Annotated in this window: 10 protein-coding genes; 7 read left to right on the forward strand and 3 right to left on the reverse strand. The window is 42.5% G+C overall.

What is annotated here, in order from left to right; genetic code table 11:
• Positions 1-26 precede the first annotated feature (26 nt).
• Together AV939_RS11410 and AV939_RS11415 are read left to right on the forward strand one after the other, a co-directional pair.
• Complete coding sequence (locus tag AV939_RS11410) at positions 27-236, forward strand: hypothetical protein (protein WP_061997682.1); 210 nt, start codon at positions 27-29, stop codon at positions 234-236.
• A 30-nt stretch (positions 237-266) separates the two neighbouring features.
• Positions 267-3056 carry a tetratricopeptide repeat-containing hybrid sensor histidine kinase/response regulator gene (locus AV939_RS11415; protein WP_061997683.1) on the forward strand — a complete coding sequence of 930 codons (2790 nt, stop codon included), beginning with the start codon at positions 267-269 and terminating at the stop codon, positions 3054-3056.
• Positions 3057-3222: 166 nt separating this feature from the next.
• Here AV939_RS11415 and AV939_RS11420 read toward each other — a convergent pair whose 3' ends face one another.
• Positions 3223-5610, reverse strand: coding sequence for a zinc-dependent metalloprotease (locus AV939_RS11420; protein ID WP_061998203.1), 2388 nt, complete (start codon positions 5608-5610; stop codon positions 3223-3225).
• A gap of 422 nt (positions 5611-6032) precedes the next feature.
• On the opposite strand from AV939_RS11420, the gene AV939_RS11425 reads away from it, so the two are divergent.
• The 4 genes from AV939_RS11425 to AV939_RS11440 all read left to right on the forward strand — a co-directional run bounded on the left by AV939_RS11425 (position 6033) and on the right by AV939_RS11440 (position 11391).
• Entirely contained in the window at positions 6033-7238 is a 1206-nt protein-coding gene (locus AV939_RS11425; RefSeq protein ID WP_061998204.1) for an aminotransferase class I/II-fold pyridoxal phosphate-dependent enzyme, read from the forward strand.
• 228 nt (positions 7239-7466) lie between these two features.
• Positions 7467-8642, forward strand: coding sequence for a saccharopine dehydrogenase family protein (locus tag AV939_RS11430; RefSeq protein WP_061997684.1), 1176 nt, complete (start codon positions 7467-7469; stop codon positions 8640-8642).
• Positions 8643-9034: 392 nt separating this feature from the next.
• Entirely contained in the window at positions 9035-10900 is a 1866-nt protein-coding gene (locus tag AV939_RS11435; RefSeq protein WP_061997685.1) for a peroxidase family protein, read from the forward strand.
• A gap of 227 nt (positions 10901-11127) precedes the next feature.
• Entirely contained in the window at positions 11128-11391 is a 264-nt protein-coding gene (locus AV939_RS11440; protein ID WP_057791283.1) for a DUF7218 family protein, read from the forward strand.
• A 186-nt stretch (positions 11392-11577) separates the two neighbouring features.
• Here AV939_RS11440 and AV939_RS11445 read toward each other — a convergent pair whose 3' ends face one another.
• Both AV939_RS11445 and AV939_RS11450 read right to left on the reverse strand, forming a co-directional pair.
• Positions 11578-12762, reverse strand: a complete 1185-nt coding sequence (locus AV939_RS11445; RefSeq protein WP_061997686.1) for a pyridoxal phosphate-dependent aminotransferase — start codon at positions 12760-12762, stop codon at positions 11578-11580.
• Between the two features lie 606 nt (positions 12763-13368).
• A complete protein-coding gene (locus tag AV939_RS11450) occupies positions 13369-17754 on the reverse strand; it encodes a hypothetical protein (protein ID WP_156454638.1) in 4386 nt (1461 codons plus the stop codon).
• A gap of 194 nt (positions 17755-17948) precedes the next feature.
• Here AV939_RS11450 and AV939_RS11455 point away from each other — a divergent pair, with 194 nt between their 5' ends.
• A complete protein-coding gene (locus AV939_RS11455) occupies positions 17949-18365 on the forward strand; it encodes a hypothetical protein (RefSeq protein WP_057791277.1) in 417 nt (138 codons plus the stop codon).
• The last annotated feature ends 90 nt before the right edge of the window (positions 18366-18455 follow it).

Raw genomic sequence — 18455 nt, forward strand, 5'->3', positions numbered from 1 at the left:
ACCACAAAAAACTAAAGGAATAAGAAATGAATGATTTGTTAGTAAAGTTTTTAATTGCTATGGATAAAGATGAAAAGTTAAAACAGCAATATATAAGCGATCCTAAAGGCACGGCTAAAGCGTTTGGTCTATCAGATGCAGACATTCAAATATGTGCAAAAAACGATGTTGATGCGATAAAGAGCCGATGTGAGGCTGAAGGCGCAGACACCCTAGAAATTAGTCACTCGAAATAGGTTAATACTGGCTAGTATGGGTATAATTTCATGAGATTGTTGCGTCTTTTGTGGGTAGTGCTTTTAGCACTGCCTAGCTTTTTTGTGTATTCTCAAGACGCTACTGTCGATATTGATAAGGTATTGCAAGCTGCCGATAAGAATGTATTTGTTAACCCCACCCTCGCAAAAAAGCTTCTTACCCAGGCCGAGAGGTACTTAGCAGACAAAGACCTTCCAGCCTATGAAGCTCATTTGCTCAATCTGAAAAGTCATTCGTACATTCTTGAGGGTAACTATCAACTCGCTTACGAAAAGGCAACCCAAGCAAAAAAGCTAGCCACCGAAGCTGGTAACCAATTGCAACTTGCCGAAGCGTTAAGACGACAAGGGATAATAACTTACTTCTTTGATTTATATGGAGAATCATTAGAGTTACTACTTAACAGCCTGAGTATTCATCAGTCTTTAGATACCACCTACATACAAAACACGCTACAAGCCATTGGGAATTTGTATGCGAAATCGAATCAATGGGCAGATAACTTAATAAATACAGGTGAACAACTGGTTGCCGAATCGATTAAACGTGGCAACACCTATTATGAAGAACAAGGGTACGGTTTTATTATATCTGGCTTATTGGCTCAGGGAAAAGTAACGCAAGCGAAGTCGTTAATAGACAGGGTAAATACTAACCCAGACGAGTTCGCGCCTATCTTAAATTTTTATTTGGCAAAAACGCATCTGCAATTAGGTAACTATGAAGAAGCGCTTGCGGTTACGGAAGATATTGTCAAGCATGCTGTCGCTGGAAAACACCGCCAGCGTGAGCTTTCTGGCCTCACGTTGCAGTCAGAGGTTTTACTCAAATTAGAACGCATTGATGAAGCCACACAAACGGTTTTGAGGTTCTTATCAATTGCACAAGATTTAGATATTACTGAATACCAGTATGAAGGCTTAAAAATGCAAGCCAATATTGCGCTACTTCAAGGCCAATATCGCGATGCCTACCAATTTCTTTTACAACATTCAGAATTGAAGCAGCAAGTTTTTGATACGCGCCAATCAGAGCAATTAGCGTTTAATAGAGCCCGTTTAGAAACCGATCAAAAAATACAAAAAATTACTGAATTAGAACTTAGTCAGCAACTGTCTGAACAAAATAGTACGTTTCAAGTGTACATCATTGTTACTATTTGCTGCGTGGCTATTCTTCTATTCTTTATGTTTGTTATCACGCTTAAACAGAAGCGAGAATTGCGAGAGCTTGCGTTAAATTTACAAAAAGCCACCGACGCGAAGTCAGAGTTTTTGGCCCGTATGAGCCACGAAATTAGAACGCCCGTGAACGCCATAGTGGGGCTTACTAAGCTGACACAAAAATCTGTCGTTAATGAAGAACAGAGAACCAACCTAAACCAAATTGAGCAGTCGTCTCAAACCCTGCTAGGGGTAATTAACGACGTACTAGATTTTTCAAAAATTGAAGCGGGTAAACTTGATATTGAATCTGAGGCATTTGAACTCGACAAACTGGTTGAGCAAGTCATTCGGTTGCACGGGTTAAATGCCAGAGAGAAACGTATTGAATTATTACAATACGTGGCAAGAGATGTTCCCTTGCAAGTCTCTGGTGACGCCCTGCGTATTGAGCAAGTGCTGAATAACCTGCTAAGCAATGCGATTAAATTTACCGACGAAGGCATGGTGTTCGTATCGGTTAATAAAAAATATTCTGAACGCGGTGTTTTACTTGAGTTTTCAGTAAAAGATACGGGAATTGGCCTATCAACAGATCAGATAGAATCACTGTTCGATGCCTTTACGCAAGCTGACGAATCAATTACCCGTAAATATGGTGGTACAGGTTTAGGCTTATCGATTTGTAAGCACCTTGTCTCGCTAATGGGCGGTGAAATATGGGTAGAGAGTAAGCTGGGTCAAGGCGCAACTTTCTTATTTACGGTGTTAGTTGAACAGCACAATCAAATGCCACAACCCACTACGTTAGGAAACTTAACGTTATCTGACTTAAAAGTATTGGTGGTTGACGATGTTATGCTTTCAAGACAAGCAATAGCAGAAGCCCTGTTGCGCATTAATATAAACCCAGACTTGGCCACCGGTGGTAAAGAAGCGCTAATGCATCTACGTACCGCTATGGCAAGCAACGCACCGTACGATTTAATTATTATAGATTGGAAAATGGCAGATATTGATGGCATTGAATTAGCCTCAATTATTAACCAAGAATTTAGCCAAGGTAAGCCGAATATAGCGATGCTGTCAGCTTATGATATCGAGTCACTTAAGACCCTTGGCCGCCCCGTGGGGGTAGAATATTATCTGCAAAAACCGGTTAATAGCAGCTCGTTGCAGAACTGCTTACTAAGAATGTCTACTAGAGGCAAGCCTCAAATGGCGGCCTTAGAAAGCGATGCTAATGTACCACCCGATTTTTCTAAGAAAAACATTCTGCTGGTAGAAGATGATGCGATAAACCGTAAAGTTGCTAAGCTATTTTTAGCCGATACAAAGGCAAAAGTGAGTGTTGCAGAAAATGGCTTAATTGCTTTGCAAATGTTGGAGCAAGAGAACGTCTTCGATCTTGTCTTAATGGATATGCAAATGCCTGTGATGGACGGCTTAACGGCAGCTCAAAAGATTCGAGAAGAATTAAAATTAGACGTTCCGATTGTGGCGATGACAGCTCACGCCATGCAAACAGAGATAGAAAAAAGCTTCGCCGTGGGTATGAATGCACACATTGTAAAACCCGTTAAGCCAGAATATTTGTATCAGGTCTTACAAGAGCAGTTTGTAAAAACCCCCTAAAGAAAAGCCAAAGCCTTAACAAGATTTATGATAGCGTTAAATTTAAGTACAAAAATATAGACGAAAAAGCGGCTAACCTCTTTAGGTTAACCGCTTTTTATTTATGTTTACGTGTTAAGCATTAGCAAAAATACTCACGTAAAATTCAGCACTCTTTAAGATAGAATTATATGGGCGAGCCTGGTGGCAAAGGCTTCACATCAAACGCCCCAGACCAATGACCTGATTTCCAGTAAGTGTCGAAATACTTATGCAAAACTTCATCTGCATCTCTATCGCTATCATCATCTAGCCACTCGTCGAACTCAAGCAGAGCACTGTGCATGGCCATTTTAGCCTCTGGTGCTAATGCAGGGTTTGTTGCAGCTTTCATGATGGCATTCAACGCTACTAACTGTAGGCGAGTAGCAACTAAATCCTCTTTACCGCCGCGTTTGTGTTTCGCACGATACCAATGTACGTTCAATGTTTGACGTACAAGCCCTTCCACACCCACGAGTTCTTTTGTGCGGCTACTTTGCCACGCCAAACGGTTTAAACGTTCTGGATGCAACAACAATGATAATGCGAAATCACTGGCAGATGCAGCCGCAGATACGGGGTCGAGCATTAGCCCCATTTTTCCTTGAAAATGCTCGCGAGTAACATCGTCACCATAGGCAGTGGGCGGTATAAGTGCCAATACTGCTTCAGGAATAGCTAAATAAGGCACGGTAGTAGCCGTTATAAGCTGCTGCATGGCACGTTGCTGTACTTGTGGCGCTACGTCTTGCTGGCCCTGTGGCGTGGTGTAATCACCTTTACGCTCGTATTCGTATATTAAGCCGCCCACTTGTTTTGCTACCGCTTCTAGTTGAAAACGATGCAGTAAATAAATTGGCACTAACGCATTTTCCAATGAAGACAAGCTAGCATTGGGCTTTAAGGTATCCATTCCTAATTGATCAAGCGCATGACGTCTAATCGCAGAGATTTCATCAAAAGCATCTAGCGGATCGGCGCCATTTTCCCACATGTGCCCGTTAGCTGAACTATGACGAGAGCTTCTTGTATCTGAATCTGACTTAAACGCCAGCCCTTTATTTCGGGTTTTAACAATTTGCTTAGCCAAGCCTTCCGTTTCTTCACTGGTTGAACCAAACTCTTGATAACCATAAACAATAGCGTGTTTGTCCCACGCGCCTATGCCCATATCGTATGCCCCTTCAAGACTTACTTTTCCGTCTTTTAAGGTAATTCGAGGGTGTGGATAATCCATCACAGAAGCCATTTCGTTTTCACTGGCAGCAAAGTTGTGCGCTATACCTAAGGTGTGGCCTACTTCATGAGCCGAAAGCTGCTTAATACGATCTAACGCCATTGCTTCTTGCTCTGGCGAACTCGCATTGTCACCTGAAAATGGGCTGGTAAGCCCTAGTGCGATTAAATAATCTTGGCGAACACGCAGTGAGCCCAACGTCACGTGGCCTTTTATAATTTCACCGGTGCGAGGGTCGACCACCGATGAACCATACGACCACCCGCGGGTAGCGCGATGCACCCAATTAATCACGTTGTAACGTACATCCATAGGATCGGCATTTTCAGGCAACACTTTAACCTGGAATGCATTTTTATAGCCCGCTGCTTCGAAGGCTTGGTTCCACCAGCTGGCGCCTTCTTTCAATGATGACATCACCGGCTCTGGAATACCTGGGTCTAGGTAATACACAATAGGTTCAACCGCTTCGCTCATAGGTGCATGTGGCGATACCTTGGCTAAACGATGACGGGTAATAAAACGCTGCTCAGTAGGCTCATTAATTGCCGTTGAGTAATCGAAATAGCGGAATTTCCAATACCCTGAATAGGGATGATAAGCACGTGGTGTATAACCATCGTCAGGCAACGCAACAAATGAATGATGAAGGTGCACGGAAAGGTTCTCAGGATCTGGCGTGACATCAGATACATAGTTACCGGGCTTGCTGCCAGCGAATGTAACTAAGGCTTCAAGCTCAGTGTTTTTCTCAAAACCCTTTGTGCGCGATAAATACACCCCGCTTCTGTTTTTGTCTGCTTTAAAGCTGCCTTGATTTTTAGCTGACAACCGATTGCCAATACCATGAATATCGCTGAATAAAAAAGGTGTGTAATCGATTAAATTAGCGCTATCGCTCTTTGCCACTATGACAAAGCCGGCTAATACCGAACTTGCAAAGGCCTCATTAATACTTTGCTTTTCAGCTGCGCTACCATGGGCTGCGCGGTACTTGGTATTTAACTGCTTCAGCATAAGCTTATTGCCAAAGCGTTCGAAGGTAATTAAGCGAGTGCGCCCTAACTGGCCTCTATCTAAACCAATATCGTTAGAGCCTACACCGTAAGGCAAGCTGCTTTGAAATAAAAACTGCTGCTCATCGTTGGGTATCGATAAATACACTTTGTCAGTTTCATCATCATAATAGATGGGGATAAGCCCATCTTTAGTGGACATATCTTTGGTGAATTCGCTGATGGTAGGTAAGGCTGCCCATACCGGTGTCGCGAAAAATGTGGACACGACGACAACCATTAACCACCGAACAGCGCTAAATGAGAACGGCTTCTCACCCTTCGCCTTGTTATTACCTTGTTTGTTTTCGACCAACACGACTGATTTCCTTTTAAATAACGCGTACGCTGTATTTTACTTTTTATATCATCACAACTTATACCTCTTCTACCCTATCGTAAGTGGTTGATTATGCATATGGCTATTCATCGAAAAACACCGAGTATTACCGGAATTTTTAATGGGTAAGCTGCTAGTCTAGCCGCTGATGTCTAATACTTGTGTGTATTGCTATTAAAGATTGCGACTAGCACCTTTAATGGTAATGACAACTCATCAACGCTACCTGCTTTTGTTATTAGGTATGGCGACTTTGTTGGTAATTAGGTTTGCACAATTGATATAGTACTGGGCATTGTTACCCCACGTTGTAAGAAAGCATGTTGAAGTACGCTACACGAGCCACCACCCTATCTCCTTTTTTAGCCATGGCCTATGGTGAAAAAGCCACTGCGCTTAGCAATCAAGGGCACGATGTTATTCGGTTAAATTTGGGTGAGCCCGACTTTGGCGCGCCCACACCGGTTATTGAAGCCATGAAGCAGTCGCTGTCTCAGGCTGATTACCCGTATACTTCAGCGCTAGGCTTGCCTGAACTTCGCAGCGCCATTGCCCAGTTTTATAAAAAACAGCACAACGTTGATATTCCAGCTTCGCGCATTGTGGTTACCGCTGGCGCATCTGCGGCTTTGTTATTAGTGAGTGCAGCGTTAGTTGAAAACGGCGATAAGGTGATACTTGGCGATCCCTCATACCCCTGTAACCGCCGATTTTTAAACACCTTTGGCGGCGAAGTTACATTAGTGCCTACTTCAAGCGAACAACAATTTCAGTTAACACATGATGATGTAACGCACCACTGGGATAGTAAAACTAAAGGCGTGCTCATCGCCAGCCCCGCTAACCCTACGGGTACCGCTATTGCACAAGAAGAATTGTTTAGTATTGGTGAAACCTGCAAGCAAAAAGACGGCTTTTTAATTGTTGATGAAATTTATTTAAACTTAGATTTACGTGAAGACTCGCCTTCTACTGCAGAGCAACCTGCCCCACTTGACACAGTGTTGGCGAATGAGAGCCTTCATAACAATACCATTGTGATTAATAGCTTCTCCAAATACTTCGGTATGACGGGATGGCGTTTAGGTTGGTGCGTGGTACCTGAAGGTATGACGCAAGTTATGGAGCGATTAGCGCAAAACCTATTTATTTGCCCTTCTACCCTTGCTCAGCAAGCCGCGCTCGCCTGCTTTACACCAGAATCACTTGCCCAATGTGAACAGAAAAAAGCACTCTTGCGCACCCGTGCTTCGTTTGTAATGCAAGCTATTGCAGACATGGGGTTAAGTATTGATGCTACACCAGATGGCGCGTTTTATGCGTATATCAATATTGAACCTACTGGCCTTACCGCAATTGAATTCTGTGACCGCTTATTAGAAGAAGAATATGTGGCATTAACACCCGGTGATGACTTCGGTGAACATAATGCCACTCGTTACGTAAGGTTATCGTTTGCCACAGAGATAGGTCGGTTAAAAGAAGGCTTAGCCCGTATAAAACGATTTGTTGAAACTTATACTCGCTAACCGTTATCTTTTCGCTTTTAGCTATGTTGATGTACCTGTTTTGCTCGATATATTTTCTTTATCAATTTAAGGAGCGGTGCGCATTTTACACGGGTAGTGAATTGCATTTGTATTCACACCCAAATCAATACTCAATTATTACCTAAAAAAATAATTTAAGGTTGATGGATTGCGTATATTGGTTGCACATAAGTCTTCCATGAAAAAATAAAATAGGACACGATATTTATGAGCGATCAACGGGAATTTGATGTTGTAATTTTTGGTGCCACAGGCTTCACAGGTAAATTGGTAGCTGAGTATTTTCAAAACCAATATGGCAGCGACAGCAGCGTAAAATGGGCTGTTGCCGGGCGCAACGAAGCTAAGCTCGCCGATGTTAAAGCCGAGTTAGGCATTAGCGATGCGGTAGTAAGTATTGTTGCAGATGGTGAAGACGACGGGGCACTAGATGCGCTGACTAAGCGTACTTCAGTGGTATTAACCACTGTAGGGCCTTATCAAATTTACGGTGAAAAACTACTTTCAGCCTGCGTTGACAATGGCACGGGCTACACCGATTTATGTGGTGAGCCTGCGTGGATGCACCAGATGATCAACAAGTATGAAGCTAAAGCAAAAGAGACTGGTGCTAATATTGTGTTCTCGTGCGGTTTCGACTCTGTACCTTTCGATTTGGGTGTTCACTTTTTGCAAGAACACGCTAAAAAGCAAACTGGTGCAGCGATTGAATATGTTAAAGGCCGTGTAAGAAAAATGCAGGGTACGTTTTCTGGCGGTACAGCAGCCAGCTTAAAAGCGACAATGGTCGCGGCACATAAAGACAAATCAATTATGTCTGCGCTTATTAATCCGTTCTCACTTGCCGATGCTAACCAAAGTCACCCACAACCAGATGGCACCAAGCCATACTACGACGAGTCTTTAGGCTCTTGGGCTGCGCCATTTATTATGGCTGCTATTAATACCAAGAACGTACACCGTTCTAACTACTTGGCAAACTTCGCCTACGGCAAAACCTTTCAGTATGATGAAATGATGCTTACTGGCCCGGGCGAGAAAGGCGAGGCAATGGCGAACCATGTTGCCCAAGATAAGTCATTAGGTGGAGAGGGTGGCCCTAAGCCTGGTGAAGGCCCAAGTAAAGAAGAACGGGAAAATGGCTTTTACGATGTTATGTTTATTGGTGAGGCAACTAATGGCGATACCCTTGCAGTATCGGTAACCGGTGATAAAGATCCAGGTTATGGCTCAACCAGTAAAATGATTTCAGAATCTGCACTTTGCCTCTGTAAAGATGTGTCACTTTCTGGCGGTTTCTTTACACCTGCATCTGCATTGGGCGATAAGTTAATTTCTCGCCTCACTGAAAAAGCTGGGCTTACGTTTAACATCGAGAAGTAATTTACTGCCATAATTCTACATATTTAAAACGCCGCTGCGAGTCACTTTGCACGCGGCGTTTTTGTTTTTTGCACACTTACATCTTCCCCCTCAGCAAGGCTTTTATCCTTTAACTTTATCACTTCATTCTTATGCTCACCTATTTTCTGCAGAGCAGATAATTGTCAGCAAAGTGTAAAGGTTTGAACAGATTTCGTCTTATTCACTCCTAATCTTTGAACAACAAGATGCCTGCCCCCTCGCCGATCCTTGCCCTCGGTATGCAAATGTCTGAAGAAATAAGAAGTAATTATAAATGCTTCAAAGGATTTGAAGGTTCAAACAGCAATCAATCTCACCCAATCTTTGAACGAGCATGATTGTTTTTTAAATAGGCAATTACAGGACATATTATGAAAAAATTAGCGTTTTTAGCAGTTACGTTAAGCAGCTTATATGGCTGCGGTTCAGACAACAATGACGATGAGCAAACCACGAACGCCACATTAACATTCCCTGATGTTGATACCATTTCTGATGCAAATAATGATGCAAACAGCGATGGAAATGACGGCATCGATAACGATGAAAATACGGACAACAACAGAAACAATACAGATAACAACCAAAGAGGCAGATCTGCTCAGGGAATTGACGAAGATGTAGACCAACAACGTCGCAACAGTCGTGATAGAGAAGGTAGAGACGACTTTGTCTTCAATACTCAAGGGGGTAGAGAAATACGCTCCTATGATGGCAGTAGTAACAATCAAGATAACCCTGATTGGGGTGCTACCTTTAGTCACCTGCAACGTATAGCACCTGCTTTTTACACTGATGGCGTGTCAGAAATGGCAGGTTCAGCACAAAAAAGTGCTCGGGAAATCAGTAATTTGCTAGTGATGCAGGCTGAAGGTGAGAGTATACCCAATACGTATAACACCAGTGATTACTTATGGCAGTGGGGGCAGTTTATCGACCACGATATAAGCCTTACAGACGGAAGTACCTTAGAAGCGGAACACATCATTGTGCCGTCAGGCGATGTGTTTTTCGACCCTAGCGGTACAGGTAGTGTCACTATTTCATTTAATCGTGCAATTTATGACCCTGACACAGGTACCAGTACGAATAACGTTCGTGAACAGGAAAATGAAATTACGAGCTGGATTGATGGCTCGATGATTTATGGTTCTGATACCGAACGTAATGAGGAGTTGCGTGAAGGGGATCAGTCGCCCTTCTTAGCCACTTCTGACAATAACTTATTGCCACGAAACCCTAACGGGTTACCTAATGCAAATGGCTTTGTATCCGACCCAAGTATGTTATTTCTAGGTGGAGACGTTCGAGTAAACGAACAAGCCATACTTACCGCTATGCATACCGTATGGGTAAGAGAGCACAACCGCATTGCGGCTATATTACAAGCTCAACAGCCACAAGCAGATGTTGAAGATATATACGAGCAAACTAGGCGTCTTGTTATTGCCAAATTGCAGATAATTACCTATGACGAGTACCTACCTGCTTTGTTGGGCGAAAACACAATGCCTGACTATCAAGGCTATGATGATGACGTAAATCCTACTACGTACAATGAGTTTTCAACCGCAGCCTATCGGCTTGGTCATAGCGAAGTCAGCAACAATATACTTCGCTTAGATGCCGACAATAATCCAATAGATGAAGGCAGCTTGGCGCTTCGTGACGCCTTTTTTACAGGAGTAGGACTGTACGTTGAAGAAGATGATATTGACTCAGTGCTTCGTGGCTTGGCGAAACAACGTCATCAAGCTATCGATATTAAAGTGGTAAATGGACTACGTAACTTTCTATTTGGCCGACCTGGCAGCGGCGGTTTTGATCTTATCTCTTTGAATATTCAACGGGGACGCGATCATGGCTTAGCATCCTATAATGATGTTCGCGAAGCCATGGGCTTTGAGCGTGCTGAATTTTTCAGTGATATTACTTCAAACACCACACTGCAAACGGCATTGTCCAACGCCTACAATTCAGTTGATGATGTAGAGCTATGGATAGGCGGGTTATCTGAAGACCCTCAAACTGAAACGGGTTCTCAGTTAGGTGAGTTATTTACTGCTATCAATGTTAAGCAGTTCGACGAACTACGCGAAGGCGACCGTTTTTGGTATCAAAGATACTTGTCCGATGACGAGCTCGAATTGGTAGAAGGCACCACACTAGCTGAGGTGATTCGAGCGAATACCAACATTGGTAACGAACTACAATCCGAGGTTTTCTATGTAGAGTAACGTGTAAAGCGCGGATTTACCCTACTTGCTTTATGGATGAAGGGAACGGTTCTAGCGACAAAGGAACAAGTAGGGTTGATCCCGCACATTGGCCCCGCACATTGGCCCCTCACCTTTCACCTATCAGTGCACCAAAATTGCCAAGTTGGAGTATACAAAGTAAGGCTAAATTAACCTTATCGGCTTTTTTGGTACTACCGATGAGAAAATGAGTAAAGGAGACAACCATGGCCAAGCAACACGCTGCGCAGATCAAGAACGACGACACGTATGAAGCACTTCGGGATAAAGGCTACAGCAAAGAAAAATCAGCCAGAATTGCCAACGCACAAGCCAACGATGCGCAATCGCCCTCGAAAAAAGGCGGTGAAAGTAAAAAGTATGAAGAACGCACGAAGCAAGAACTGTACGACAAAGCAAAAGAAGTCGGTATTTCGGGTCGCTCGACCATGAGCAAAGATGAACTAATCGATGCGTTACGACATCATTAATAGCAGATTGAGCGTAACCTTAACAAAGAAGAAGCGTGTGTAATGCTAATGTGTGTCGGTCTAAGTAATATCAAGGCATTATTTAAAGCTGGTGATTTTGCTGCTGTTAAATCCAATTAAGCAAACAACAAATCCACCAGCATTTAGGTTTTGTATTATCTTACAGGCCTTAAAAACCTTTCAGTATTATGCTAAGACTGTTTTTAATGCTTTTACGCAAGCGTCAGTTTCCTCAGGAATACCTACACTAATTCGCGACCATGTGTCGTAACCAGGCCATGTGCGGCCAACCACTTTAATACCTTGCGCTTTCATTAACTTTGCAAACTCGTCATGTGGCATACCGGTATCCATGTAGATGAAGTTGCCTTGCGGGTTTTTTGCATAAGCCTGCCCAAGTGATTCAGCTGCAGCCGTTAGCTTCTCGCGTTCAACCTTTACCCGCGTGCGCATGGTATTTAGGTTTGCATGATCTTCCATGCTAGCCATACCCGCAACTAATGCTAGGTAATTCACACCACCCATGCGCAACATGCCGCCCATCTTCTTAGCTTGTTCAGCTGGTAAAATGGCATAACCTAAACGCTGGCCTGCCATGGCGTGAATTTTAGAGAAAGTACGGCAGATAACGACATCATGCCCTTCTGCCACTAACTTTGATTGTACGTTAGCAGGATAAGCATCTGACATTTCAATGTAAGCTTCATCGATAAATACCTGCGCCTTTTTAGATACGCGCTTTGCAAACGCGGTAAGCTTAGCAGCATCTACCACTGTGCCCGTTGGGTTATTAGGGTTACAGATATACACGGCTGTAGTGTCTTCAGTGACAGCAGCTTCAATCGCGTCTAAATCGAAATTCATATCTGCATCTAGCGGAACGTAAGTTACATCAGCGCCCATGAATTCAGCGCCACGAGGTACACCCTCGTAAGTAGCCATTGAAGTTACCAGTTTATTACCGTTTTTTGTAATCCAATCGGCGTAGCCAAATAAGATGGGAGAAGATCCATTGGTAACAATAATTTGATCTTCAGATACCCCCTCTTGTGCTGCAATTTTGCTTTTAAGTACATCCACCGTTGCATCTGAGTAGCGTGCTAAGTTGAATAATTCACCTTGCATGGCATCTACTGCTTTAGCTGAAGGGCCAAAGGCGTTTTCGTTAGACGATAAACGAACAAGGCCGTCACTCACATTAGGTGTAGCAGTAGGAAAATGATCCGTTTTCATACCTGCTGCGCTAAGTTCTTTAACGCTAGAGTCTACACATGCTGTTAGCGCAACTGCGCCAGCACCTAAACCAACTGACTTTAACCATTTACGACGTGATGAGTTAACTGATGGGTTGTTTTTTAATTCTTGTTTCATTTGCCACTAAGCCTTATATGTACACCGAATTTTAGACTAATGGGTAACAAGCAGGCATGCAAGTGAGAATTTGAAGTAACCTACTGAATTAATTGCACTTATTTAGTGCGCGCAATGCTCAAAAATGTACATTGGTAATAAATAGCTAAATTGTGTTTTTAATTCTTCCTTACATAAGCTTTCGTATAATCCACATATAAGGCGGTGAAACTCTGGTATTTAGGTATAGGGGAACATGGCATTGTGCAACGATAGAATGTCGCCCGTTATCTGGCAAGAAGAGGGATTAGTACCTAAATTTCATCACTCGTGTTTTGACTATTATCTTAGAAATTAAGAGAAAATAGCCTAAATTAGCAGCATAGTTATTATCATCCTAGTTATAGGTATTACACGCTTTTATATAACTATTGGGGCTAAAAGGCGCATCTAAGTATTAATTGTAATGTTCTTGTTTGTAATATTCCCCTTTTCAACTTGCTCAAATCACAAGTTCATTGAAGCGCACCGAATACGATAAAAATCATGCTGTGAGTTGGTGCATATTGGTGCATGTCGAGATCAAAAAAAATAGGTGTTTTTTTATTCTTTCACCATTTTAATTTGTCAGTCCTTAGGCAATATCTCCAATGTTCTAAGGCTCGACAAATTCGTAATTAGCATGGGTAGCACGCCTAGTACCGCCGCTAATGTGGTAATAATAGAGTCGAAGGCAATATTAGCACTGAAAATCACTAACAGAAATAATAGCCCCACCAGCATAAATAATGGCGGCCGCAAATTATGCCAAATACTAGAACGCGTTTCTGCAAGCCATACCTCAATGTGCTTCGCAGACTCTGCGCTCATGACAAACTGCCTAAAGCTCTCATTCACCAAGTGCCATCCACAATCTCGATAAATAAGACCCCTTCGTTGTAAATGCCCAACAATTTCAGCACTTGCTGGGTTTAATTTAGCACCCTGGGCAAGCTGTAACAGAATAAGCCGTTCGTTCGTTGTACATTGCTCCCACCGCATTCGATAAGCGGGCCGGGCATGGTGAACAAAAAACTCAACTATTTGCTGAGGAGACCAGAAATCGTCCAGTCTCAGTGCGTGCTGCACCTCTTTTAGGTGAGTCACATTAACTCCATTCAGCGACGACAATACTGCATCTATATTTTCTGCTGAGCGCTTTAGCTTTATTTCTAGGTGGTAAATGAGAAACGCCCTCTGCACATCGAGTAAATCGGGCCAATGAGTAGATTCATGCGCCAGTACCGAAAAGGCAGTAGGCGATGTGGTGAGGGTATTTTTCTTACTGGCCACCCAATAATAATGTATAGAAAAACTGCGAAGTAATTTGCTCCACTGCCACAACTCGTTTTTACTCGGTAAATGTTCAGTTTCAAACGCAGGGAAGCTCTCGGCGTGGCTAAGTAGCTGCATCGGTGACATTTCAGATACTAATATCAAGTGACACTTGTGTTTTTGAAGGGTTTGAATAAGCTCAAACGCGGCATCTCGTTCGGTGTGATCAAGCAGTGCTTTGTTTAGCCCTTTTAGAATAATGGTTGGCGTGCTTTTATGTTCGTCTATTTTAATTATCTTTTCAAAATCGGGTTCTTTCACGCGAGTGAGCCAATCTTGAATGTCACCCACTTTATTTTCGAAAATTGTATGTTCGTGCGCTAAGAACGCGTTTTCTAAATCAGATTGGCTGAGTTGACTAATAAATTGCACCTGCATACGTGTTGAATTTTGCGGTGTTAGTTGCTTCCAAATGTACTCACTTTCTTCTGATTCAGATGGCGGGCGTAAACGATAGCTGTCAAAAATATGCTCTCCTAACAGTTTGCGACTAATAAGCAATAGGGCTGCACAAAACACACTGAAAATGAAAATAATTGTAATCGCTAATATCTGTAAAAAGTACAAGGTGCTAGATGCCCGCATGAATCGTTGTGACGAGTAATGGAGGATTTTGTCATTGGTTGTTATTATGTCGGTCCCCGCTTTGAATCTATACTCGGCTGCAGAATCCGTTTGCAACGCTAAACTTCTGACAATAGCGTTAATAAAGGTATCAGTGTTATTGTTCAATACCGATGAATAGTCCTCGGCGTCGTCTAATGTTACCCAATCTTTTCTATCTAGCGCTGGGAATATCGTCTCAAAGGGAATGTCGGGGTCAGCAGCTGGTAGCCCTTCTCTTTGGCTCGATGGGTCTTGATGCATTAAAGTTCGATACTTCTGGCTTTCCAGTGAAACTTGTTGCTGCCTTTCTAGTAGATGTTGATTCTGGAAGGTTGCCTGCCCTTCTAGCATGTAACTGTTTACGCTATTCACTAATATAACCGTAGGTACAACGGTAATAAGGTAAATGCATCCCGCTAAATACCATATGTAGCTGTTTGGCACGCGGCTGCTCAGCTCAGACAAACTACTGGGACTTTTAACTGATTGAACAGCAATTCCCTCGCGGACCGATTTCATCCACATCAAATAAGTTGAATACAAAAATAGCCCGATTCCGACTAGTGGAAAAAGTAACGACTCGAAGTTTAAATGAGATACATGGCTGTTTTCAGTGTTTGAGAAAACTCCCGATAAAAGCAGTAAAGACAGCATGGCGAAGCAAGCCAACGGAATAAAGAACGGCATTCTAACTAATAAACTAGGTGTGCTTCCGTATCGCCATGCTAAAGCCTTTAATGATAATTTCTTACCCTCTACTTCAACGGGCACAAAGATAAATTGCAAAATGATGAGCATGAAAGTTAACGTAAAAGACAAAAAGGCCAACCGTGGAATAACAGTATCAATGACGCCAATGGTGAAAAGTTGCATAGCACAAGCAGACCAAATCCATAAGGCCAACCAGCGATAGGTTTTACGCTCTCCTCCTATAACGTTTGCGTTAGGTGTTGCGGTATTTTCATCATCGTACTGATAATGAAACAAACGCGCCCACACACCTTGCGAGCTAACGTATCGGCTTACAAGTACTAAGGGAATTAACAGTGTTAAGTAAAGGATAACCGCTAGAAACACCAGCAGCATATTAACTTGCGACGCTTCTTCTTGGTTGTAGAACACCACAAGCGCCCATTCAGGTATTGTGCCGTGCAATGGCCCAATAACCATGCTGTGTTCTTCTCCGCGATAATCTAACTGTAGCTTCGCGGGCTGGTCAACGTCTATATTCTGTAAGTTGGATAGCGTCGTTAAAAGCTGTAAATCGTGTCCGTTTTCAGCCACGAAATTTTCCACTAAACTTCGCTCTTCGTTACTGTGGTAGAGCACTTTCCCCACTTGGTCGATAACGGCGTACCCTATATTTTTCGGCATTATGCGCTGATTTAAGCTAGTCAGTAGCGTACCTATAGAACTTATACGCTTGATTATTTCGCCTGTGCCATTTTCCCCATCTTTATCGATATGTTCGAAAACCAATTGGCTATTAAACCTTGCATCATCGATATTGCGTATTCGTTCAATGAAAAATTGCTGAGGTATGGAGTTAGTTGATTCAAGCAATTTTTCACAGCAAACTTTCCGCCCTGTGGTTTTATAGTGAAATTTACCAACAAGCTGCGTGTCTAAACGCCACATGCCTCCATTCCACGCTCGTTTATAGTACTCCCGTTCATTTAAAGGTGTTTTTTTAAAGTTATGGAGGTTTTTATGCGGGCGAAAAATCATATCAGGCCTGTTCTCTTTATAGCGACTCACCACACCGCTTTTGCCAAGCAAGAACCAGTTTTCAATAAAATAAGCGCTGGTATCAGCTACTGATTGCTCATTGATAAGCGAGCAATTCAAAAAATCAGTAGCGTTAACATTATCGTTGCTACCGCCTGAATCTACACAGCCTGAAATGACTTCACTTTGGCTTCTTTCAAAATAACGAGAATCTAATAACAACAGTTCCGATAACTCTTTATCGAAATCTGAACTTATCATTTTGTGTATATGTGCGGAATCTAACGTTTTTTGTTGGAGCCAATATCTAAAGAATAGCTGATCGCTTATCGCTATCGTGGCAACCCCAAGTAAAATAAACAATCCTAAAATACATTGGGTAACATCAGAACGCGTATAGCTATAAGTGGGAGCGCAGTATTGAATTTTAAGAATAGGAAGTGTAGCAACGAGTAGTGTTAAAAAAAGTACTATCCATAACGCTGTATTGTTACCAATTTTAAGGTTATTGAGGACCACTTCTTTTTTTTCTACGAAGGCTAGCAGATAGAGAGTCTTCGAATCGGCTGTACCTCCAGCATTTAGGCCCGTTATTGTAATGGGTTGCCGATAAACCCGAAGGTATAGCCCTGCAATTTGCCTATCTACAGAATCACTTGCCTTTAGATTACCTTCACTACCCGATTTATTATTTTCCTTTTCTCCCAGTAATTCTTCTACGTTTGAAAAGCGAAGATCAGACAGCGCTTTCGCGAAATTACTATGTCTTTTTTCCGCAATGACCTCACCATTATCATCACTGATGACAAGCAATGGAAACGGGCTTAAGTGATTTGAGATAAGGTCAGCGATGGGCACTGCTACTGTATTATGCGCTACGTGAACTTTAAAAATGCGAGACTTTGCGTCAAACTCGCCTTTATCTTTATTTCCTTCGACTTTGGGGTTTTCTAAAGTATTGGCATTATTTTTAGTGGTATTATTCACTATTACGAGGTGTTTGAAGTTTTCATTCGAACTGATACGCTTTTTAAACTCACTGACTTTTTCATTTCTATTTTCGCTTTCATTTCCACTTTCATTTTTAGTTTCTTGAGGCTTAAACTCTTCTTTCACGCTTGTTAAAAGCATATCAATAGACTGCTGAAGGCTCTTACCCGCCTCGTTTAACTGCCGCAAATAACCATGGTTTTGCTGAATTTCATTCTGTTGAATTCGAAGAAAGTAGTATGCAGAGCCCACTAAAATAGCAATGAGCAAAAGTAGGCTGTAACGTTTGAGGGCTTCATGTCTGCCTGTTTGCATAATCCATACATCCATGTCGAATTAAGATAAATAAGTATGGCTCACATCACTAGACTTGTACACTTTTTAAACAATCAATTTACGATGACTTAAGCTATGAAGAGAGATTTAGCCCGTTTTGATCCATATCAACGCTATTTTGACTGACATAAACCACACTACACCTATCCTTAAACCATTATGACAATGTGTGTATGCTCTCGTTAGTAGACAACAGCAATGCAAACCACGACATTCGTGCCGAACATCATGGCTTATATAAACTTAGCTTAACGCGTAATGCGGATATTGCAGTTGCGAGCAAGCCGGTCTTTGGTGCGAGCATTACTTTTCACACAGACCTGCTTACTCACGACAGCTTCATTGTTAAACCAGATAATTTATTAGGATGGGTAGATATGGGGGGATTGGTTTATTTTAATATTTGTTCAGGTCAGCATCCCCTTGGCATGGGTAAAGTGAAAGGCGATACTACCACCACACTACCGTCACAATTTATTACCGTGGAAAATGGAATGTTACGCTTCACGACTGCGCTTCGCATATACCTGCTAGCGAAAACGCCCAGAGACATTCAAGAACACGGATTATGTTACTTCACCCCTGCGTAGTTAATAACATGTAGCTACGCGCAGATAGGTTGGCAGGAACCGTATACCTAGCTGCGTCTGGGTTTTAGCTTTTAAGTTTTAGGTACTAGG

The organism is Alteromonas sp. Mac1 (genome assembly GCF_001562125.1).
In the GTDB taxonomy this organism is placed as follows: Bacteria; Pseudomonadota; Gammaproteobacteria; order Enterobacterales; family Alteromonadaceae; genus Alteromonas; species Alteromonas stellipolaris.

Coding starts and splice junctions, on each gene's coding strand:
- AV939_RS11410 (WP_061997682.1), top strand. CDS start 27: ATGAATGATTTGTTAGTAAAGTTTTTAATTGCTATGGATAAAGATGAA.
- AV939_RS11415 (WP_061997683.1), top strand. CDS start 267: ATGAGATTGTTGCGTCTTTTGTGGGTAGTGCTTTTAGCACTGCCTAGC.
- AV939_RS11420 (WP_061998203.1), bottom strand. CDS start 5,610: ATGGTTGTCGTCGTGTCCACATTTTTCGCGACACCGGTATGGGCAGCC.
- AV939_RS11430 (WP_061997684.1), top strand. CDS start 7,467: ATGAGCGATCAACGGGAATTTGATGTTGTAATTTTTGGTGCCACAGGC.
- AV939_RS11435 (WP_061997685.1), top strand. CDS start 9,035: ATGAAAAAATTAGCGTTTTTAGCAGTTACGTTAAGCAGCTTATATGGC.
- AV939_RS11440 (WP_057791283.1), top strand. CDS start 11,128: ATGGCCAAGCAACACGCTGCGCAGATCAAGAACGACGACACGTATGAA.
- AV939_RS11445 (WP_061997686.1), bottom strand. CDS start 12,762: ATGAAACAAGAATTAAAAAACAACCCATCAGTTAACTCATCACGTCGT.
- AV939_RS11450 (WP_156454638.1), bottom strand. CDS start 17,754: ATGCAAACAGGCAGACATGAAGCCCTCAAACGTTACAGCCTACTTTTG.
- AV939_RS11455 (WP_057791277.1), top strand. CDS start 17,949: ATGCTCTCGTTAGTAGACAACAGCAATGCAAACCACGACATTCGTGCC.